The 21,526-nt window shown below is 71.5% G+C and carries 14 protein-coding genes; 1 reads left to right on the top strand and 13 read right to left on the bottom strand.

The window, feature by feature from the left end:
* Positions 1-120: 120 nt before the first annotated feature.
* From ACWGR4_RS22460 to ACWGR4_RS22445, 4 genes are all read right to left on the bottom strand, one after another.
* Entirely contained in the window at positions 121-2,856 is a 2,736-nt protein-coding gene (locus tag ACWGR4_RS22460; RefSeq protein ID WP_452128429.1) for an AAA family ATPase, read from the bottom strand.
* A 258-nt stretch (positions 2,857-3,114) separates the two neighbouring features.
* Positions 3,115-3,810, bottom strand: a complete 696-nt coding sequence (locus ACWGR4_RS22455; protein WP_452128428.1) for an alpha/beta fold hydrolase — start codon at positions 3,808-3,810, stop codon at positions 3,115-3,117.
* Positions 3,811-4,260: 450 nt separating this feature from the next.
* The gene (locus ACWGR4_RS22450; RefSeq protein WP_452128427.1) at positions 4,261-4,941 is read right to left on the bottom strand and encodes a hypothetical protein; all 681 of its coding nucleotides are present in this window, start codon (positions 4,939-4,941) and stop codon (positions 4,261-4,263) included.
* On the bottom strand, positions 4,938-5,687 hold the full coding sequence (locus ACWGR4_RS22445; protein WP_452128426.1) for a MerR family transcriptional regulator: 750 nt from the start codon (positions 5,685-5,687) through the stop codon (positions 4,938-4,940). Before ACWGR4_RS22445 ends, ACWGR4_RS22450 begins: the two co-directional genes overlap by 4 nt.
* A gap of 122 nt (positions 5,688-5,809) precedes the next feature.
* Between ACWGR4_RS22445 and ACWGR4_RS22440 the strand changes: the two genes are divergently transcribed.
* The gene (locus ACWGR4_RS22440; protein ID WP_452128425.1) at positions 5,810-6,472 is read left to right on the top strand and encodes an O-methyltransferase; all 663 of its coding nucleotides are present in this window, start codon (positions 5,810-5,812) and stop codon (positions 6,470-6,472) included.
* On the opposite strand, the gene ACWGR4_RS22435 is transcribed toward ACWGR4_RS22440, so the two are convergent.
* Genes ACWGR4_RS22435 through ACWGR4_RS22395 form a run of 9 tightly spaced genes read right to left on the bottom strand, consistent with a single transcriptional unit; the run spans position 6,450 to position 21,193 of the window.
* Positions 6,450-7,583 (bottom strand): HAD-IIIC family phosphatase, encoded by a 1,134-nt coding sequence (locus ACWGR4_RS22435; RefSeq protein WP_452128424.1) that lies wholly within the window; start codon positions 7,581-7,583, stop codon positions 6,450-6,452. The two genes, ACWGR4_RS22440 and ACWGR4_RS22435, sit on opposite strands and share 23 nt — an antisense overlap.
* Positions 7,584-7,591: 8 nt before the next feature.
* On the bottom strand, positions 7,592-8,698 hold the full coding sequence (locus ACWGR4_RS22430; protein ID WP_452128423.1) for an acyl-CoA dehydrogenase family protein: 1,107 nt from the start codon (positions 8,696-8,698) through the stop codon (positions 7,592-7,594).
* On the bottom strand, positions 8,691-9,011 hold the full coding sequence (locus ACWGR4_RS22425; RefSeq protein WP_452128422.1) for an acyl carrier protein: 321 nt from the start codon (positions 9,009-9,011) through the stop codon (positions 8,691-8,693). Before ACWGR4_RS22425 ends, ACWGR4_RS22430 begins: the two co-directional genes overlap by 8 nt.
* Positions 9,008-9,901: a 3-hydroxyacyl-CoA dehydrogenase family protein gene (locus tag ACWGR4_RS22420; protein ID WP_452128421.1), complete on the bottom strand. Its 894-nt coding sequence runs from the start codon at positions 9,899-9,901 to the stop codon at positions 9,008-9,010. The genes ACWGR4_RS22425 and ACWGR4_RS22420 overlap by 4 nt, the downstream gene beginning before the upstream one ends.
* Before the next feature lie 31 nt (positions 9,902-9,932).
* Positions 9,933-11,078 (bottom strand): Rieske 2Fe-2S domain-containing protein, encoded by a 1,146-nt coding sequence (locus tag ACWGR4_RS22415; RefSeq protein ID WP_379997586.1) that lies wholly within the window; start codon positions 11,076-11,078, stop codon positions 9,933-9,935.
* A 10-nt stretch (positions 11,079-11,088) separates the two neighbouring features.
* Positions 11,089-12,549 (bottom strand): cytochrome P450, encoded by a 1,461-nt coding sequence (locus tag ACWGR4_RS22410; RefSeq protein ID WP_452128420.1) that lies wholly within the window; start codon positions 12,547-12,549, stop codon positions 11,089-11,091.
* A gap of 8 nt (positions 12,550-12,557) precedes the next feature.
* The gene (locus ACWGR4_RS22405; RefSeq protein WP_452128419.1) at positions 12,558-13,571 is read right to left on the bottom strand and encodes a 3-oxoacyl-[acyl-carrier-protein] synthase III C-terminal domain-containing protein; all 1,014 of its coding nucleotides are present in this window, start codon (positions 13,569-13,571) and stop codon (positions 12,558-12,560) included.
* 45 nt (positions 13,572-13,616) lie between these two features.
* On the bottom strand, positions 13,617-19,721 hold the full coding sequence (locus ACWGR4_RS22400; protein WP_452128418.1) for an SDR family oxidoreductase: 6,105 nt from the start codon (positions 19,719-19,721) through the stop codon (positions 13,617-13,619).
* A complete protein-coding gene (locus ACWGR4_RS22395; RefSeq protein ID WP_452128417.1) occupies positions 19,718-21,193 on the bottom strand; it encodes an acyltransferase domain-containing protein in 1,476 nt (491 codons plus the stop codon). Before ACWGR4_RS22395 ends, ACWGR4_RS22400 begins: the two co-directional genes overlap by 4 nt.
* Between the last annotated feature and the right edge of the window lie 333 nt (positions 21,194-21,526).

Here is a 21,526-nt window from a genome sequence, read left to right as displayed (position 1 = left end):
CCGCTGCCGGACGCGACACTAGGCCCTTCACGATCCCGCCGATTGAGTCGAATGACGTGGATCGCAGGAGCGGGAGCGAGCCCCGGCGGCGAGTCGTGGTGCCCGACGGTGGCCGCGGGCCTACTCCGCGGTGGGCTCCCCGGTGCCCAGGGCATCTCGCAGTCCGGCCCGGGTGGTCACGCCGAGCTTGGGATAGATCTGGTAGAGGTGGGTGCCGACCGTGCGTGGCGACAGAAACAGGCGCTCGGCGATCTGCTTGTTCGTCAAGCCCGCCGCGGCCAGCTTGGTTATCTCCCGCTGCTGTGGCGTCAAGGAGGCGATGCCACCGGCCTGGAGCCTCCCCCGTACTCCGCCGGCCGCCCGCAATTCCCTGCCGGCGTGGGCGGACCACGGCGTCGCGTTCAGCCGCTGGAAGGTGTCGAAGGCGTTGCCGAGGTGTCTGCGCGCGTCGACCGCGGATCGCCCGTGACGCAGGCGTTGCCCGTAGGACAGTTGGATGCGGGCCTGTTCGAAGGGCCACCGCTCCGCTCCGGCCACGGCGAGCGCCGCTTCGAAGTGCTCCGCGAACCGGCCGTCGGGAGCCACCATGCCGGCTGCTCCCGCGGTGACGAGTGCCAGGCGCGAGGAAAGCGCGGGGACGCGCAGGTCCCGCAGCGCCGCGACGTGCCGAGCGGCCTCCGTACGCAGGCCGGCGCGTACCGCCGCCTCGACGAGGTCCAGGGCGGTCCACAGGGTGTAGGGGACGTAGCGTCGCAATTCCCCGGGCGGCGTAATCGAGGAGGCGTGCGCGAAGGCGTCCTGATACTTCCCGTGTCCCAGGGACGAGAGGGCCTCGATGCCGTGCCCGTAGGCGAGGAGGAGTCCCACTCCGCGCGGCGCCGCCCAGCGGGTCATCGCGTCGGCCGCGGCCCGCGCGTGCTCGGTCCGGCCGCGCGCCGCCGCGACCAGCGCGTCCTGATGGACGTACAGCCACCTCAACAACGGGTAGCCGTGCAATTCGCACAGGCGGATCCCTTCCGCGCACAGTTCCAGCGCCTCGTCCCACTGGCCGGCGAACCAGTCGTCGTTGGCCAGCAGGACCTCGGCCTGGATCTGCGAGGTGACGGCGCCGCCGTCCCGGCCGTGGTCGACAACCGCCTGTAGGGGGCCTCGGCACGCGCGTTGTCGATCGAGGTAGGCGCCGGCGATCGCGACCCGCGTCACCAGTGCCGGATCGGGTTCTCGGCTCAACTCGCCGATCAGGTCGTCGAGTTCGTCCAGCACCGCGAGGGCTCGATGCGCCGGGTCGCCGAAGGTCTTGGCAAGGACCGTCAGGTACGGCGGTGGCGGCGGTGCGAAGCGGGCGATCAGGCCGTCCATCGACCGCCACAACTCGGCCCGGCCGCCGAAGACACAGATGGCGACGAGGAACCACAGGGCCTCGGCCAGGCCGTGGTCGCCGCCGTCCAGCAGGTCGCGAATCGCGATCGCCCCGAAGAGCATGCGATGTGCCGCGTTGACGTCGCCCTCGCCGTTGAGCAGGTACGCCGCCGCCGCGACCGCTGCGGCGAGTGCGTCGGCGCCGCCCGGGTCGGCGTGCTGCGCGTCGGCCAGCAGTCGCGGCACGCTGCCGATGTCCCCGGTGATCTCCGCTCCGACGTACGCGGCGCGGGCCAGTCTGCGGCCCCGCTCGCGGCCGACGGGGGTGAGGTCGGCCGCGCGCAGCAGGGCGGTGACCGCGCCCACCGCGTCGCCTCGGGCCAGGTTGCGATCGGCCGTTTGCTCCAGGAGTGCCGCGATCGACTCGTCCGCGACCTCGGCGGCCTGGGCCAGGTGCCAGGCACGCCGGTCGGGCTGGTCCGCCATCTGCTCGGCGATCGCCGCGTGGAGGTCGCGCCGCTCGGTTTCGGTCGACATCGCGACGACCGCGGATCGCATCAGTGGGTGACCGAACGCCAGTCGCCGCCGCTGCCGGTCGACCCGGATCAACCGGGCGCGCTCCGCCGGTGCGAGGTCGTCGATGGCGCTCGGGCCGAAGGCGGCGACGAGGACGCCCGGATCACCGGTGGCGTCGAGGGCGGCGAGCAACAGGGCGCGCCTGGTCGCGGCCGGGAGCGGATCGACCCTGGCGGCGAACAGTTGTTCCAGCCGTCGGCTCAACGGCACGGCCGGAGTGGGTCCTCGTGCGTCGCGCCGATCGGCCAGGAGTACGGGCAACTCCAGCAGTGCCAGCGGATTTCCGGCGGCCTCGTCCAGAACCTGCCGACGCACTCTCGGCGCGAGGGTCGGGAAGCGCCGGTCGACCAGGTCGGCGGCGGCGGTTCGGCCGAGGGGCACCACCTCGAGAGCGGCGAGCCCACCACCGTCGAAGAAGCTCGACTCACCGGTACGGAACGCTCCGAGGAACCCGGTCCTGGTGCCGGTGAGTCGTCGCGCGACGAAGGCGAGTACGACCGCGCTCATCCGGTCCAGCCAGGGGAGATCGTCCACGACGACCAGGAGTGGGCCGTCGTCACCGGAGGGTTCGAGGAGGGACAACACCGCGTTCGCCACGGCCAGCCGGTCGGGCGGCGGTCCCTCGTCGAGCCCGAGTGCCGTCGCCAGGACGCGCCGCTGCGGCGGGCTCAACGCGTCCAGTCGCGGCAGGATCGGGGTCAACAGCCGAAGCAGGGCCGCGTACGCCAGATCCGCTTCGACCTCGAAGCCGACGGTACGAACCACGGGGACCCCGCCGGCGTCGGCCGCCTGTTCCGCGGCGTCGAGCAGGACCGTCTTCCCGACGCCGGCCTCTCCGTGGAGCACGAGGGCGTCCCCGTCACATGCGGCCCCGAGTACGAACTCCTCGACGACCTTCAACTCCTGCTCGCGACCGACCAACCGGCCGACCGTTGTCGGCGGGAGGCCATGGTGCGGTGCGCTTCCCGGGCCGAGGGGACCATCGTCAGGTGTCACAGGCTGCACGGTACCTGCGGTCCGATCGGCATACCACGGGCGCGGAACGTGGGCACACGGCAGGATGACGAGTTGGGGTACGAGGTGCCGATCTCCGTACCGGGCGTGCGGCGTGCCCCGGGCTTCGTGGCGGGCGTCCTGCGTCACCGACGGGCGGTGTGGGGCTGTCGCCCGCCGGTGGCGCTAGCGGACGGACAGCGTGTGGGCGGCCCGGTTCACGACCGCCGCCACGGCCGCGGGGTTGGACACGTAGACGGCGTGGCTCCCCGGGGATTCGGTGACGACCGATCCGGCGCGTTCGGACATGGCCCGTTGGGCGGCCGGCGGGATCATGCGGTCGTCGGTGGCGACGAGGTACCACGACGGCTTGGTCCGCCACGCCGGCTCGGACACCGCGCCGTCGAGGGCGTCGATGCCCCACGGCACCTGGGCATCCGCCATGAACGCCGCGAGTGTCTCGGGCAGATCGGCGGCGAACGACTCGGCGAACCTGTCCCGGTCCAGGTACAGGAACCCGTCCCGGGGCGGCAGGATCGGTGGGACGGGCGCACCGGGCGCCGGGTCGGCGGTCAGCGACGCGACCGACTCGCCCGTGTCGGGGGCGAAAGCCGCGATGTAGGCGAGCCCTGCGACGTTCGGGTGGCTGCCCGCCTCGGTGACTACGACGCCGCCATAGGAGTGGCCCACCAACAGGGCCGGTCCGTCCAGCTCGTCGAGGACCCGGTGGGTGGCGACCACGTCGTCGGCCAGCGACGCGGTCGTGTTCTGCACCACGGCCACCCGGTAGCCGTCCGCGGTCAGGTGGTCGTAGACGCCCTGCCAACCGGATCCGTCGACGAACCCACCGTGGACCAGCACGATGTTCCGCACTTCGCTCACCGCGGTGCCTCCTTCGCCGGGAGCATCGCCCGGGCTCGACGGGGGAGATGACGGCAACGCTAGGAGCACGACCCCGAATCCCGATTGCGGCACATGACGTATCCGGCCCGGTGCCCGCCGCCACTACGTCATCCGACTCATGAACGAGGGTGTCCGCAGCCACTGAAGGGGCGAGGTCCCGACGGCGCCCGGGTCGTTCGGTGGGGCGACCCATGGGGAACCGCTCCGCCCCGAAAGCCCGTGGACGCAGGGTGCGTTGACATGTCGAACCAGGGGCCGTCCTCGGCAGGACCCCGGCGAGCACCGAGACGCGGTCGTGCACGTGCAACGGAACCAGCGGGACGAGCCGACCTTTCGGCCGACACCGCTCGCCGCGGGAACGGCGTCGCCGTCGAGGCCGTCCGACACTCGCCCCTCGGCCCGCATGTCCGGGGGATCGGCCGGCGGGACTCAGGATTTCGGCACCGACACGGGGGTACCCGGGGTTCGTGCTCGAGTGACGGCGGTGTGGAGGGCCTTGGGGTCGTCGGCGTGGAGTCTGATCACGGTGACGTGGCGGGATGCGCCCAAGAACGTGGGTGCGTCCACCGGCGTGGTCAGCTCCAGGGTGATGGAGGTCTGCGAGGCGACGGGGAGGTTCAGTTCGCCGCTCTTCTTGTCGTGGGTGAAGCGTGCCTCGAGGCGGACGGCGGCGACGTGGTCGAGAGGGACGCGGATGTCGACTCGGGCGCCCTGCCGAACGCGCAGGATTCCGTCCGCGAGGACGTGCGGTCGGGTGACGGCCGCGGCCTGCACGCCGAGGACGAACAGGACGGTGTAGACGTCCAGGGCCAGAAGGACGTAGTGGAGGACGGGCAGTCCGGAGAGGAGGAACGAGACGGCGGCGGTCTCGACGACGCACCCGAAGGCGAGGCAGTACACCGTCAGGGCCTGATCGCGGGCGTGGGTGAAGACCGCGTCGGCGCCGGCGACGCCGTGCGGTCGGTGGGCGACCCAGCGGACCAGGCTTTCCCAGATCCGCCTCTCGTGCGTCAGGATCCGCAGGACCGGTCCGGGCACGATCCGCCCGAGCGCCGCCCGGGCGGGAGCAGCCGACGAGGACACGGTTACCGGGGTCCTCGCAGTGGTCATGTCGCTCCCTCCCGGCGTTTCCTCACGAGTTCGAGCGCGCTTCGGACGACGGCCGCCTGGGCGGGGGCCAGATCCGCGAAGAAGGCGTCCGCCACGGCATTGGCCCGGGTGTCGGTGTCGTCCGCCGCCACCTCGTCGGGCAGCAGGGCCGCCGGCGCCGCAGCGGCCGGTGGTACGCGCGGGTCGTCCGGGGGAGCGTCGGTGAGGGCATCCAACAGGCCGTACACCTGCGCCGCGTGCTCCCGCATCCCGTCCAGCGCCGCCATCAGCCGGACCCGTTTCTCCTCGGGGAGGGCGACGTCGAAGAGCACGAGATGCTCCCGGTCCTTCGCGGCGACGGGCGAGTCGGGCAGCTCGCCGAGATCGGCCAGCAGCGTGGTGAGTTCCGGGGACAACGGCCCCTCGGCGGGGAGCCGGCCGGCCCGCGCCTCGGCCAGGAGCGAGGCGAGCCGGGCGCGCCGTTCCCGGATGACGGTCTCCTGACGTGAGAGGTCGGCGTCCGGTTCCTCCAGGACCTCCACCAACTCCCGGCCCGCATCGTCCGCGAGGACGTCCCGCACCTCGTCGAGGCCGAGCCCGAGCTCGGTCGGCCGTCGGATTCGGGCGAGCAGCACGGCCTCCCCGAGGCCGTACTCGCGATACCCGTTGGCGCGCCGCGCGGGCTCGGGAAGCAACCCGAGATGGTGATAGTGCCGCACGGCCCGCGGTGTGATACCGACGAGCGCGGCGAGTTCGCCGATTCGCATGCCATCAGTGAAAACCATGACGTTGCGACAACGTCAAGGACGCCCCGAGCGCGTACGGTGTCCGATCTCGGATGTGCAGGGCGTATTGAATTATCACCGGAGCGTCATCTAGAGTTTTCGGTATGGCGGATCAGATTACCGGCGGACCGGAACTTCTTACATATGTCCGGGAGTTCTCCCTCAGGGAAGACGAAATTCTCCGCGACCTGCGACGGACGACTGCTGAGCTACCCGCCGGGAAAACGATGCAGGTCATGCCCGAGGAGGGGCAGTTCCTCGCGATGCTGGTCGCGGCGACCGGTGCCGCGGAGGTGCTGGAGATCGGTACCTTCACCGGGTACAGCACCCTGTGCATGGCCCGTGCGCTGCCCTCGCATGGGCGCTTGGTCACCTGCGACATCAGTGCGCGCTGGCCCGAGATCGGCGCTGAATACTGGCGGCGGGCCGGTGTTTTCGAACGCATCGAGGTTCGTATCGGCGCGGCGACCGAAACTCTCCGGGAATTGATCGCCGAGGGCCGGTCCGGCGAATTCGGCCTTGTTTTCGTCGACGCCGACAAGTCGAATTACTCGCGATACTACGAGCTCGCTCTGCAATTGGTGCGGCCGGGTGGATTGTTGGTGCTGGACAATACGCTCTTCTTCGGTCGGGTCGTCGATCCCCTCGCCGTGGACCCGGACACCGTCGGCGTCCGGGAGGTCAACGCCACGATTCGGGACGACCGGCGGGTGGACATCTGCATGCTTCCCATGGCCGACGGCATCACCCTGGTCCGCCGGAGGTGACCGCCCTCTCGGTGAGGTTCGGTGCGATCAGCCGAAGCGTCTCGGGAGCACGCCGCGCCCCGGCCACCAGGTGGAGCACCTGAACGCCCTCGGCGAAATCCCGCTCGACCGCCCCGTCCCCACACCCGCACGGCGACTCGTCGAATCCGGCGAACCGGTAGGCGACCTCCATCATGCGATTGCGGTCCGTGGCGCGGAAGTCCGCCAGCAGGTGTACACCGGCCCGGGCCGCCTGGTCGACCAGCCAGTTCAGGATGATCGTGCCGGCACCGAACGCCACCACACGACACGAGGTGGCGAGCAGCCTGAGACGCCACACACGCGGATGCTTCCGCAACAGCACCACGCCCACCGCGCCGTGTGGCCCGAAGCGGTCGGTGAGCGTGGTGACCAGAACCTCGTGGTGGGCATCGTCGAGGAGGGCGCGCAGCGTCGCGTCGGGGTAGTGCACCCCCGTCGCGTTCATCTGGCTGGTGCGCAGCGTCAACTCCTCGACCCGGGACAGCTCCTCCTCCGTGGCCCGCCCGATGCGCATCACCATCTCCAGCGAGCGCAGGAAGTCGTCGTGCGAGCCGGTGAATCGTGTGCGTTCGTCCGTGCGCCGAACCCCGGCCCGGTACATCGTCCGGCGCCGGCGCGCGTCGACGGTCACCGTCCTCGGGCTGAACTCGGGCCGATCGAGCAGCGTCGCGGCATCCTCTGCCCGGTAGCAACGTACGTCCGGAAGTTGGTGGGCGACCTCGGCCCGCTCGGCCGGCTGGTCGTCGATGAAGGCGATGGCGGAGGGCGCGAACCCCAGCCGCTCGGCGATCCGCCGAACACCCTCCGACTTGCGCCCCCAGCCGATCTCCGGCACGACGAACCAGTCGGCCATCCCCAGCGCCCGCAGCCGGGCCCAGGCCGGGTCGTGATCGTTGCGGCTGCACACGGACTGCAGGATGCCGCGCCCGTCCAGGCCGGCGATCACCTCGCGGATCGCCGGGAACGGGACGACGTGCTCGTCCTCCAGCAACGTGCCGTGCCAGAGCGTGTTGTCGAGGTCCCAGACGAGGCACTTGACCAGCGTGGGCGGCATGTCCGGTTCCAATGAGCCGGGTTCGTCGACGGCCATGATCGGGATCACCGCCGACCCAGCACGTGGTCGGCCAACATCAACTGACACATCTCGTTGCTGCCCTCGATGATCTCCATGAGCTTGGCGTCGCGGTACGCCCGCGCGACGACATGACCGTCCTGTACCCCGGCCGACGCGAGCACCTGGACGGCCGCCGCCGCGCCCTTGACCGCGTTCTCCGCCCCGACGTATTTCGCCAGTACGACGGCCGCGGCCAGGTCGGAGGCGTGCTCGTCCCAGCAACGACTCGCGTACTCGCAGACCCGGGTCGCCACCTGCTCGGCGGTCCACAACTCGGCCAAGTGCCGTGCCACCAACTGATGTTGCGCCAGCGGCCGACCGAACTGCTCCCGGGACAGCGCGTGTCCGACGGCCGCCGCCACACAGGCCCGCAGAATGCCCACACACCCCCAGGCGACCGAGACGCGACCATAGGCCAGAGCCGTCGTCACCAGCAGGGACAACGGCTGACACCCACCGCCCAGCAAACTCTCCAGTGGCAACCGCACCCGGTCGAACCGGACTTCCGCGTGTCCGGCCGCCCGACAACCCAGCGGGTCGGCCACCCGGGAGATCCGGACCCCGGGGGTGTTCCGGGGCACCACAACCACGGCTCCGCCTTCACCCATCCGGGCAACGACCAGGAACACATCGGCGTGGTCGGCCGCGGTCACCCACTTCTTGCGGCCGGTGAGCAGCACGCCGTCGCCGTCTACGGCGACGGTGGTCGCGACGGCGGACAGGTCACTGCCCGCCTGCACTTCGCTGAAAGCCATCGCCGCCGTGTCACCCGAGGCCAACCGCGGCAACATCTCCGCCGCCTGCGCCGGATCACCCATCCGTTCGATCGTCCACGCGGCCATGCCCTGCGAGGTCAGCACGCTGCGCAACGAACCGCACAGACTGCCGACATGCGCGGTGAACTCGCCGCCGTCCGTGCTCGACCACCCCAAACCGCCGTACTTCTTTGGAATCTGCACCGTGAGCAGGCCGGCCGCGCCGAGTTTGCGGATGACGTCGTCGGGGAGTCGGCCCGCGCGGTCCCAGTCGCCCGCCCGGTCACCGACCAGTTCGGTGACGGTCGAGGCCGCCGAGCCGACGGTTTCACGCACCGGGGCCTCCGGGGACCGACTGCCGCAGTCGTTCGACGAGTTCGGCCATGCGCACTACCGTGCGAAAGTTGTCCATCCGCAGATCGGCGCCGCGGATGGCGATGTCGTACGTCCGTTCCAGATACACCACCAGCTCCATGGCGAAGAGCGAAGACAGGCCCCCGGGGCCGAAGACGTCCGCGTCGGTGGTCCAGGCCCGCCCCGTGTGCCGGGCCAGGAAGCGCAGCAGTTCCGCCTCGACGCCGTCCGGGTCGACGCCGGGCTCCGGCGGCGCCGGATCGGGCGACTCGAACGATTCGGACGACACAGTCATGCCTGTTCTCCCTCGTATGGGTAGAAGCCGTGCCCGCTCTTGCGGCCGAGTCGGCCGGTGCGCACCATCTCGAGGAGCAGTTCGCAGGGGCGGCATCCCTCGTCGCCGGTCCGGTCGTGCAGCACCCACAGCGAGTCGACCAGGTTGTCCAGTCCGATCAGATCCGCGGTGCGCAGCGGGCCCGTCGGGTGGCCCAGGCACCCCTGCATGAGCCGGTCCACCGACTCGACGCTCGCGGTGCCCGCCGCCACCACCCGGACCGCGCTGTTGATCATGGGGTGCAGGATGCGACTGGTCACGAACCCCGGCGCGTCCTCGACCACGATCGGCTCCCGCCGCAGCGCGGCGAGCAGGGTGCGAAGGGCGTGCATGGTGACCTCGCCGGTGTGCGTGCCCCGGATCACCTCGACCGTGCGGATCAGGTGCGGTGGGTTCATGAAGTGCGTGCCGATCAGATCCGCCGGGCGGGCCACCGCCCGGGCCAGTTCGTCGATCGGGATCGCGGACGTGTTGGAGATGATCGGGGTGCCCGGAGGGACCAGTGCGGACACCTCCGCGAGGACCTTGGCCTTGGCGTCGGCGTCCTCGGTGACCGCCTCGATCACCGCCCCGGGGGCCGAGGCGTCGGCCGTCGTCGCCTCGGTGAAGGAGGTTGCCCTGAGGAGAACGCCCGTGCCCGCGCCGTCCGGCAGCGCGTCCATCAGTCGGGCCATGCGCACCATGCGATCGATGCGCGCGGGGGCCTCGTCCAGTCGGCGTCGGTCCGGATCGACGAGCGACACCGCGACCCCGTGCCCGATCGCCAGCGCGGCGATGCCCGACCCCATCACCCCCGCGCCGACGACGGCCAATCGTCGCCCGATCTCCGGCGTACCGTTCTCCGCTGCCATGTCGTCTCTCTTTCGGTCCCGGCCGGGCCGGTTACGGGGACACGAGGCCGTCCGCGGGCTTCGGGTCCGCGCCCGCGAGCTTCGCGTCGATACCCTCGGGGTCCTCGGTCTCCATCCGGACACCCTCGACGCCGGCGTAGAACTGCTGTGCCCACAACCGGTATCGGCCGATGGGCCCGTCGCCCTTGGCGAGCTTCGGCTGTTCGACGTGTTCCTGGTGGTTCCACATCAGCAGGTCGGCTCCGGTGTCCAGGCTCGCCAGCCGCTGGATCAACGAGCTGCCCAGTCGCGCGACGGGCATCGTGGCCGCGCGTGCGATGCTCTCGGGCAGGCCGGGCACGCGGCCCAGTTCCAGCTTCGTGCCGAAGCGCAGGTGGATGCGCCCGGGAGTGGTCGGCGTCGCGTGGAGCATCACGTGGAGGTTGCCCGCGCCCCGCGGCAGGACCGTACGGGCCGCGATGGTGGCCAGGCCGATCACGGTGAGCGTGTACGACTGGCGGAAGCCGCGCATGACGGTGCCGCGCGCGGTCGCGGTGACCGTGGCGACCGGCTCCCCGGGCATCGGCTTGCCGTCGATGTCGAGATCTTGAAGACCGTGCAGTGCGGGCAGGTGGCCCCAGTCGAAGGCGTTCTCGATGACGTCCTGCGGATGCCCGGCGATGTCGAACGTGTCGTGGCTGTACGGCTGCCGGTCGTCCATGGGCAACACCGGCACCCGCCACTGCGGCGGCAGGCCGAGGGCATGCCGCCACACGTAGATCGAGCCGTTGGCCTCGCACACCGGGTACGGGGTCAGCGACGCCTTCGGGGGCAGCCGGCCGTAGCCGGTGCGCACGCAGGTGCCGGCAGGGTCGAACGCGAAGCGGTGGAAGGGGCAGACGATGTCCTCGCCCTCGATCGAGCCGCCGACCCCCAGGTGCGCGCCCAGGTGCGGGCAGCGCGGGTGCACGGCCCGGAGCACGCCCTTGGTGGTGCGGTACAGGACCACTTCGGCACCCGCGAGCGCCCGGGTGGTGATGGCGCCGGGGCGCACCTCGTCCGAGAAGGCCAGGCAGAACCAGCCGTTCGGGTGCGGGCGGGTTGGGGCGTGCAGGGTATCGGCCGGAGCCGCTCCGGACGTGCCGACGCGGCGGGCCCGCAGAAGCCCCTTGACCAGTGGCTTCACATGAGGCCTCATGGCATCGCTCCTAGTGGTCGATGGGGCAACCGCCGGTGCCCGGCGTGGTGGGGGGCGGGGTGGCCGCGGACCGCGTCGCGTGCGCGCGCGGTTCGGCGGTGACGGTGTCGCTCGCGCGGCGTGCGTCGAGGCGCAGGTGCAGTCCGCGCGAGCTGAGACTGGTCTCCACCTTGGGGCGGAAGGGTTCGTCGCCGACCGGGACGAGGTGCCAGCGGGCGACGATGGCGGTCAGCGCGAGGATGGCCTCGGTGAGGGCGAACTGGTCCCCGATGCACTTGCGGGGGCCGGCACCGAAGGGGATGTAGGTGGCCCGGTCGGGCTGGGCCCCGAGCCAGCGGTCCGGGTCGAACCGGTCGGGCTCGGAGTACAGGTCGGATCGGCGGTGCAGGAGGTAGGGGCTGAGCACGATGGTGCTGCCGCCCTTGAAGCGCACTCCGCCGAGCTCGGCGTCCTCGCGGAGGGTGCGCGTCATCATCCAGGCGGGCGGATACAGCCGCAGCGTCTCGGTCACGACGCGGCTCGCCAGGCCGAGCGAGGGCAGGTGTCCGGCGTGGAGTGTGCCGCCGTTGTCGGCCAGGACCTCGTCGGTCTCGGTCTGGAGGCGGCGCTGTACGTGCGGGTTGTCGGCGAGCAGGTGCAGTGCCCAGGCCAGGGTGATGGCCGTGGTCTCCATCCCGCCCAGGAAGAACGTCAAGGCCTCGTCGGCCAGTTCGGTGTCGCTGAGTTGCTTCTCGCCGCCCTCGCTCTCCTCGTCGACCGCGCCGATCAGCGCGGAGAGCAGGTCGGCGTGGTCGGTGGGGTCGGCGCGGCGCTCGGCGATGATCTCCTCGATGGTGGCCGACAGTCGGTGTCGGGCCTCGTCGTAGCGTCGCTTCTTGGGGGTCGGCAGCCCGCGCAGCAGGGCGGGCGTCATCATCCGGCGAAAGAACGCGCTGACCACGGTGGAGGTGTCGGTCAGGGCCCGCCGCATGGTCTCCTCCGGCAGGGCGCCGCTGAACATCGTCTCCATGGTGGCGCGTGTGGTCAGCGTCATCATTTCCTGGGTGATGTCGACGACGTCGCCGTTGCGCCAGGTCGCCGCCTTCGTCTGGGCCGCGCGGGCGAACACCGCGCCGTACCCGGTGAGTCGGGTGGGATGGAAGGACGGCTGGCACAGTCGGCGCTGACGCCGGTGCAGGGGGTACGCGCAGGTGGACAGGCCGTCGCCGATGACCTCGCGGATGCGGTCGTAGATGGCGCCGCCCTTGTCGAAGACGCGGTCGTTGAGGAAGACCTGCCGGGTCAGTCCCGGGTCACAGATCATCACGGCGGAGCTGGGGCCGAGCCGGATGCGGACCATCTGGCGGTAGCCCGACAGCGATGTGATGAAAGCCAGCGGATCGCGCAGCAGCGGTAGCGCGTGACCCAGCAGCGGCAGGGCACGCGGGGCCAGCGGAATCGCCGCGACGGTGGTGGTACCGGTGGTGGGCATGGACGACCTCATTCCGGGCGTGTCCGAGCGGCCGGTGCCGCGGGGGTGGTGTCGCGGGTGACCTCGATCAGGGCGGTGGTCCAGCGGAAGCCGAGCCCGAAGCTGAGCACCAGGACGCGGTCGCCGGCCCGCGCGGTCCCCGAGCGGAACAGCCGGTCGAGGCCGAGCAGGATGTCGCACGGCCCGGCATGGCCGAGGTGCCGACCGAATGTCCAACTGGTGTCCTCGCAGCGCAGATCCAGCGGTGACCCGGCGAGCACCAGGTCGAGCACGATCGACCCGATCGCGATGGCCACCACGTGCGTGACGTCGCCCGGCTTCGTGTCGGTCTCGTCGAGGACGGTCTCGACGCAACGCCGGGTGGCGCGTTGCAGCGTGTCCATGTGCGGCATGAGCCCGCTGTCCTCGATGGGGAACGGCCGACCGCCGCCGGCGTGGCCCGTCCCGGCCCGGGTCAGCACCTCCAGGCGCGGCTCCACGGCTTGCGCGGTCGCGGACAGCCGGGCGAAGCCGGTGCCTCGGGTCAGCACGGCGGCGGCGCCCGTGTCGCCGGCCACGTAGCCCATCTCCCGGGCGCCGCCCCAGCGTTGTTCCGGGAATCGGGCACCGGCGGTGACCAGCGCAGCCTTCGCGGCGGGCCGGGCGGTGAGGTGCTCGGCGGCGGCGATCAGCGCGGCGGCCCCGCCGTCGCTGGCGGCGCACAACTCGTAGCCGACGGTGTGTGCTCCGCCGAGCACGCGCAGCAGGTAGGTCCCGGGTGTGTAGTGGTCCTCGTCCTGGAAGTTGGCGTGCACGAGCGTGCTGAGGTCGGCGGGCGCGACGTCGGCGTGGCGCAGCGCCTTGAGGCCGGCGCGGGCGGCCATGTGCGTCGGCGTGTGATCGGTCGCGATGGCGGCCGAGGTGAATCCGTTGAGCGTGGCCGGACGGGGCTCGACGACGGGTGCGTCGCGTGGATCGGGTACGGGGACGATGGGTGGGATCCAGGCGCCGGTGCCCGCGATCGTGATGTCCTGCCACAACATCGATGTCTCCTCGACTGTCACGAATCGGCTCTCGGGAATCGGCTGTCACGCATCGATCGATCGGCGGGTGTCGGCGAGGGGCCGGACGAGTTCGCCGCTGTGGTCGGGGTCGTGTGCGCTGACCGAGGCGATCCGGGCGAGCGTGTGGCCGTCGGCGGTGGCGGCGGTCAGGATCCCGGTGGAGAAGTCGCAGTGCAGCCGGATGGTCGGGTGTGCCGCACCGAGTCGGCAGTCGTTGCCCGGCCCGCCGAAGTCGACCTCGCCGAGGCCGGCCATCGGGCCGACCCGGGGCGGGAGTTCGCCGGCGGGTGGCAGCAGGAGCAGGTGCACCATCGCGTCCAGCAGGATGGCGGGCACGATCGCGTCGGACAGAGCCGGCGCCCAGGTGACGTGGTCGAAGCCGAACGAGGCGCTGTTCCCGTCGGGGCCCCGGGCGTGGTCGCGGGTGCCGGCGAAGGGGCCGGTGAGCGAGATCGGCGGGTCGGGGGTGTAGACGGGCATCGCGAAGTCGGGTTCGGGGTGGTGCGCCGAGCAGTCCGGGGGTGGGGCGAGGGTGGGATATCGCCGGGCCAGGTTGACCTTCGTCTCGCACAGCAGGTCGTTGAAGCGCAGGACCCGGTCGTTGCGGCCGACGCGGTGGGTCGTCATACGGACGGCGACCTCGGCGTGGTCCCGGTGCCGGCTCGTGACCCGGGCCTCGACCGCGACGGTGCGCCGCGGCCCGGTGAGCCCGACCGTGATCGAGGTGTGGCAGCGCAGGTCGCGGAATCCGGTGACCACGAGATCGGGGCACAACAACGAGGCCGCGCCGGCGGCGGCTTCGAGGGTGAACGTGCCGGGCAGCGTGTACTCGCCGTTGACCCGGTGGTGGCGCATCCAACGGCCGTCGCGTTCGGCCAGGGTGCGGGGCTCCCAGGTCTTGGTCAGGACGATCCATTTCGTGCCGCGATGGAGGACGCCGTCGAGCAGCGGCGTGCGCACGGCTGGATCCGGTACGGCGGGCGGCGGCACGTCGGGGGTGGGCATACGAAGGCCGTCGGGTGAGCCGTGCGCGGCGATTCCGCGTGTGTGCAGCAGGGTGCGCTCGTCCTCGCGGACGAAGAAGGTCACTCCGTCGGCCGGGGGCCGGGTGACGGCGGCGAGGAACTGGGCGCAGCCCAGCGCGTTGTCGATGTAGGCGTCCATACGGTTGCGTTTGAGCGTTTCGCGCATGGTGACACTGCTGGCCACGCCGGCTTCGAGCCAGCCGCTCCACAGGATCGCGAACTCGTGCCGGTCGTTCGGCGCATGGCGACGGGCCCGGGCGCTCGCGTACGCGAGGTATTCGTTCGCGGTGCAGTAGTCGACGTCGCCGGGTGCGGGCGCGAGTGCCGCGAGGGTGCTGAAGTTGACCCAGGTGCGGGGCGGATGCCCGGCCAGGGCACGTTTGAGGTTGCGGTATCCGGTCGCCTTGGTGGCCCGCACCGCGCGGAAGTCGGCCAGGGTCTTGGCGTGCAGCGCGCGCGAACGCAGTTCCAGCACGGTGTTGACGAGCAGGTCGATGTGCCCGTGACGGTCCAGGACCTCACCCAGGACGGCGGTGGTGCGTTCGGCGTCGAGGACGTCGCACACGCGGTGGTGCACCCGGTCGGCGCCGCACAGGTCGGCCAACCGGCGCATGGTGCGGCCCACCTCCAGGCGCGCCTGGGCCTTGTCGTACAGGGCGCGCAGCTCGCCCACCGACGCGTCGGGGCGTTCGCGGCGTCCGGCGACGATGAACTCGGCCTGCGGCGGGAGTGTTTCGCCGGGTTCCGGGGGTGGGGTGCGACCGACGACGTACACGTGGGGTCGGTCGACGGTGCGGGCGAGCGCGTGCATGATCTCGGGGGTGATGCCGCGGGCTCCGCCGAAGGCGACCACGACCGCGCCGGGCGGCAGTGGGGCCCGCGCCGACGGGGTCGGTGCGTCGTCGTCGTCGACGACCGCCATGGTGAGCCAGGTGCCCGCGCGGCAGGCGAGCGTGTGGGTGGGCACCTGGGCGCCGGCCGCCCGCGCCAGCCGGGACAGGGCGGTGGCGGCGTCCGGTGCGTCGGTGAGCAGGGCGACGCCGCCGCACTGGCGGATCTCGGCGCGCACCGAGCGGACGAGACCGACGATCAGCGCGCTCGACGGGGACGGCAGGTCGTCCGGTATCGCGCCCAGCAGGACGGCGGCCAGCGAGCCGCCGTTGCGCAGTGCGGGCAGTGCGGCCTGGACCGTGGTGAACGTGAGGTCTTGCAGATCCTCCATCCGGCCCATCTCGGCGTCGTCGGTGCCGTCGCCGTCGAGACCGCCGTCATCGTGGGGCAGGCGGGTCAGGACCCGGATGTGGCGGGGGACGAACGGCAGGTCGGCCAGGGCGCCGGCCGCGTCTTCGGGCGGTACGTGGGTGGTGGCGCCGATACCCGGCCTCGGCGCCCACACCGCGACGTCCGGACCGCCGGTCGCCGCTGCGGCGAGGTCGGGGGAGTCGGTGATGACGACCGTGCCCGGCGGAACGGCCGGCGTGGCCGCGTCCGCGGGGGGTGGCGTGGTGGGGACGAGGCGGATGGTTTGGCGGCGGCCGAGATATGCCTCGGAGCGCTGTTCGACCGGCGCGACCGGGCCGGGTGGTGTGGCGTGTCGGTTCGGTGCGATCGGGCCGGGAGTGGTGTGCGCGCGCGGTACGCCCGGGGCCGGCTTGGTGCGCCCTTTCGGCTCGACCCGGGTGGGCGTACGGTGCTCCGGCTCAGTGCGGTCGGCCCGATCCCCCGTGACCTGCCGGGCCGGAACGACCCGCTCCGGGCCGGCCGGCGGGGTGAATCGGATCGGCGGCGATCCGGGGGCGGCCGGCGCGACGACGGTGCCGGATCCGGTGACGACGGCCGCGAGGATCGCCAGCACGGCGTCGAGCGAGAGGTAGGTGTGTCCGGCGTCGGCAAGCACGGGCAGCGAGTGCGCGGGAGTCGCGGTGGCGGCGTCGCCGGAGAGCGCCGTGGACAGGACGCCCAGGATCGGAAGGTCGTGTTCGTGTGCCGTGGAGCGCCTGGCGATCGCCAGCACGGCGGCGCCCTCCGCGATGGATCGGCCGTCCGGCACCAAGCCGGCAAGATGGCGGTCCCAGCCGCTGATCGGGCGCAGGCACACCGCGCCGACCAGGGCCAGGTCGCAGGCCCGGTGCCGGAGTTGACGCAGGGCCACGTCGACGCCGGTGTGCGCGGAGTCCCGGTGCGCGTAGACGCTGGTGCCCATGCCCCGGAAGTCGTAGTAGTTCGCGGCCCGCCCGGACAGGATGCACGAGACGGCGCCGGTGAAGTCGTCCTCGTTCAAGTCGCCGGGAATCACCCCCGCTGCCTCCGCCATCCCCTTCGCGAGGTATTCCTTCAACCGCCCTGCCTGTGCGGGGTCGGGCAGGATGTCGAACGCGGTGGCGCACTCGGCGGCGTGCACCCGCAGCGCGGCCCGGGTGTTGTGGGTGGTCGGCAGTGAGGATCCGACGATGACCGCCGTCGTGGGTCGCAGGAGAGTGCCGGGCTCGCCGAGCCGGTCCAGAAGCGGACCGAGGGCCTGAAGCGTCATCAGGTGCGCGGCGTCCATGTGCCGCATCGTCAGCGGTGGAATGCGCACCTGGCGCGGGGACGGCAGCGGATACGGCAGCCCGAAGCCGGCGTCCGGCCGCGAGGTGCCGCCGGTGAGCCAGGCCGGCACGTCGGCGGGATCCAGGCCGGGCAGGTGGGCGTTCCAGCCGACGACGACCATGTCCTCCATATCGGCGATGTCCGCCCCGCCGCGCCGAGTCGCGGGCGCGGCCTGCGGTACACGATCGGAGAGCACCACGTGCGCGTCGGCGCCGCCGAGGCCGAACGCCGACACGCCGACCACGCGCGGTCGTGCGTGGTCCGTCGGCCATGGCGCGTCCACGAGCGGTACGGTCAGGCGCGAGCCGTCGCCCAGCACGGGGTGCGGGTCGGTGACCACGCACTGCCCGGGAATCGCCTCGCGCTCGAACGCGACCAGCGCGTGGGCCACCGAGACCAGGCCCGCCAGGACCCCGGTGTGGCCGAAGACCTGCTTGTTCGACGTCACCAGGCACGCCCGTTCCCGCGGACCCAACCGGGAGAGCAGCGAGCGCAGTTCGATTTCGTCGCCCACCGGCGTGCCGGTGCCGTGGGCCACGATCCAGTCCACGTCGTCGGCCTCCACGCCCGCGTCGGCCCAGGCCCGGGCGATCGCCGATTCCTGGCCACGCATGGCCGGGGCGTGAATGCCCTTGCCCCGCCCGTCGGCCGCCAGGCCGCTGCCGCGCACCACACCGAGCACCCGGTCGCCGTCCGCCACGGCCCGCGCGTACGACTTGAGTGCGAGCATGACCGCGCCCTCGCCGATCACGGTCCCGTCGGCCGCCCGGTCGAACGGGCGTACGTTGCCGCTCATCGAGATGCCCTGGGCTCGGCAGAAGAGGGTGAACCCGATCGGCTCCACCACCGCGGTGCCCCCGGCGAACGCCACGTCGCACGAGCCGTCGCGCAGCGCCTTGAGCGCCGCGTCGAGGGCGAACAGGCCGCTCGCGCACGCCGAATCCAGGGTCAGGTGTTGAGCGTCGTCCGGGATCAGTCCGCGCAGCGCGTTGCGCGAGACGGACGCGGGCAGGTACGCCTGCGGGCTTCCGCCGTCACCGGCGTAATGCGTGTTGATGGCGTGATCGGCCAACTCGGCCAACCAGTCACCCTCCTGGTCGGCGGGAATCGCCTCGCGCACCATGCGCCGGTATTCGTCGCCGAGCACGACGGCCTGAGGGCCGAGCCCCGTCTGGTCGTGGATGCCGGTGGTCGCGACGAACCAGCGGTCCGTCGAGTGTCGGCGTACTCCCGCCAGGGCCCGGACGGCGCAGTGCCGCAACCACCGGTTGGTACGCGGCCATCCGGGGTGGTCGACGTTGCCGTGCGGTTCGACGATCGATGCGGGGTCGGGGACGAAGGTTTGGACGTAGCCGGCCTCGCGGACGTAGAAGGCGTCGGTGTCCTCCCGGGTGGGCGCCCAGAAGTGCTTCAGGTCGAAAGCGGAGGGCTCGCTGCGGATCAGGGTGCCCTCGCGCAGCCGATCCCAGAACTCCTCCGTGGAGTTGGCGCCGGGCAGGACCAGGCCGAGGCCGACCACCGCGACTGCTTCGGGGTCGGCGCGCGATGTGCGGTCGGACGTGGGAATGGCCGCCGGCGTCGGGGGCGGCGTCGCGGCGACGGGCTCCGGGCGCGCGGCCGGGGGTGGTTCGGAGGTGGGCTTGTTCGCCTCGGGCGTTGTCTGCGTTGCCGTCCCCGCGTTCGGTCGGCCCCGGGTGGGCACGCCCACCCGGTTCGCCAGCTTGCTGTGCAGGCGGGCGCCCTGCATCCCGCCGATGGCGATGCCGCCGTCGGCGACGATGGTCTGTCCGGTGATGAAGGCGGAGTCCGGGTGGAGGAGGTGGGCGATCAACGTGGCGGCCTCCGGTGTCGAGAGGGCGCGGCTCATCAGTTCGCTCGTTTCCGACGGATCGCCGAGCGCCGTCGGAGGGTCGTCCAGATTGTCGACGAACTCACTTGCCACGGTGCCTAGTTGCACGGTGTTGACGCGGATTCCCTGGGCGAGGAGTTCGAGCGCCAGGTAGCGGACCAGGGACTCCAGGGCGGCCTTGGTGACACCGCCGGGGCCGTATCCGGGGATCGGCAGGTGGGCCCCGACGCTGGACAGGCACACGATGTTCGTGTTCTCCCGTCCCGTCATCAACTCGGCCGCCCGGCGCGAACAGTGGTAGGCCGCCATCACGTTGGTGGACCAGGCCCGTTGCCAGTAGGTGTCGTCGATGTCGAGGAGGGGGAGGAATGCCCCACCGGCGGCGTTGTTGATCAGGATGTCCAGTCCACCGTGTCGTTCGCCCACCAGGTCGAACATGCGGTCGATCTCACCGGTCTTGGCCACCGATGCACGAATGAACTCGCAGCTTCTACCGTCTTGTTCCAGCTCCGCCCGAAGGCGCTCGGCCTGTTCGACGGAGTGGAAGTAGTTGACGATCACGTGGGCGCCGTCGCTCGCCAGTCGGCGGACGATGTCCGCACCGAGACTTCTCGCCGCCCCGGTGACCAGGGCGACCCTGCCGCGCAGGTGGTCGGTGGCGGTCATCGTGCGGCGACTTCCGCCCGGGCCCGGACCACGGTCTCCGCGATCCGGCGCAGGGTGGCGAGCGTCAACAGGGAGGTGTTCGCTCGCAGGTCGGGCAGGTCGAACCGGTCGGAGACCCGCCCGAGGAGGGCCACCTGCTTGAGCGATTCCACCCCCAGCTCGGATTCGAGTCCGTCGTCCTCGCCGAGGAGATCCGGCGGATAGCCCAGGAAGTCGCCGTAGAGTACGCGCAGTTCGTCCAGGACCGTTTCGTAGTCGAGCCCGGCGGGCGCGGCGGCGGTCGGGGTGGCGGCAGGTGCCGCCTCGCGCACCGGGGGCGCCGGGATCGTGGGCGCCGGGTCGACAACGGGGTTCACATGGGCGACGGGAGGCGTGGACGGAGACATCGCCGGGGACGGCGCCGACGAGAGGGCGACGGGGAGTGTGGCAAGTGTGGCGACCGACCCGGTCGAACCGGATGCGCTCACCCGCGTGATGCCGCCATCGCCCCCGGGCAGGGGAGCCGACACCCGCTCGCGGAAGAGCCCACCGTGGGACGAGTCGGCGACCAACGGCCGCACCGCCGCGAACGGATCGCCCTCGCTCAGCGGCACCACGCACCGCACCCCCGGGACCGAAGCCTCGACGAACTTGGTGACCACCGGCCATTCGCCGCACTCCACGAAGGCGTCGACACCCGCCGCGTGCAGGTCACGGATCGTCTGCAACATCCGGACCCGCGCGGTGAGCGCTCCGGCGACCAGGTCGACCGGGTCGTCGTCGCCGACGTCCCGGCCCAGCCAGGGGGAGCACACCCGCCAACGCCCGGTGCCGTACGGAACGCGCGGCGCGCTCGCCCGCAGGTCCCGTGCCGCGTGCACCATCGCCGGCGTGTGTGTCGGATGTGGGACGTCCAGCCGCAGACTCGGCCAGCCCAGCGTGTCCGCCACCCGCTCCACGAACTCGATCAACGGTTCGGGACCGCTGAGTACGCTCTGCCGAGGCGCGTTCTCGCAGGCCAGTACCAGGTGGGGATGGTCGAGCAACCCGGCGAGCGCCTGCGCCCGGCGGCCGTCGACCCCGACCGCGAGCATCTTGCCGCCCCACCCCTGTCGGGTCAGCGCCTGGGACCGGACCACGGCCAGACGTGCGGCATCCTCCACGGCCAGATGCCCGGCCGCGGCCAGCGCCCACAGCTCCCCGATGCTCTGCCCGACGATCGCGACGGGCCGAACCCCCTCCGCGACCAGCATGTGGTGGGTCGCGAGGCTGACCGCGTAGATCTCCAGATACTGCACCTCGGGACCGCGCCGGTCGCTCGTTCCGTTGTCCTCGATCAGCCGGGGACTGATCTCGGGCAGCCCCATTTCCCGAGCCGCCTTGTCGATCCGGGACAAGGACTCACGTACGGTCTCGTAGCGTTGATGGAAATCGCTCAGGATGCCTCCGCGCGGGGCGGGCACCGTACCGGGCATGACAAAGACGGAATCCATCACGTACGTCACCCTCATTTCCGTCCGACGGCCGGCGTTTTCTCGCGGCCGGCGGGAGTCCTGAAACGCCACGGTGGTGTGACAAGGTCGACGACATGCAGTGCATTTCGCCGTGCGATATTCGAACGGCGGGCGCGGGAAACTGCACTGTGTCGTCTCGGACGCCAGGTGTGGTCGCCTGCCGTTTTCGGTGATTCGCCGCACCCGGGTCTTATCGATGAAGCCGCGTCCTTTGAAGGGACGGTGAATTGCCGCGCTGTCGATCCTTCGGGGAGTTGTCTCTCGCACCGGAATGGGTTGCCATCCCCACAACGAGATCAGTCTCGGATTCGC

This window comes from Embleya sp. NPDC055664, from assembly GCF_053618075.1.
The sequence above is the reverse complement of the archived record's forward strand: the minus strand, read 5'-3'. Positions and strand labels throughout refer to the sequence as shown.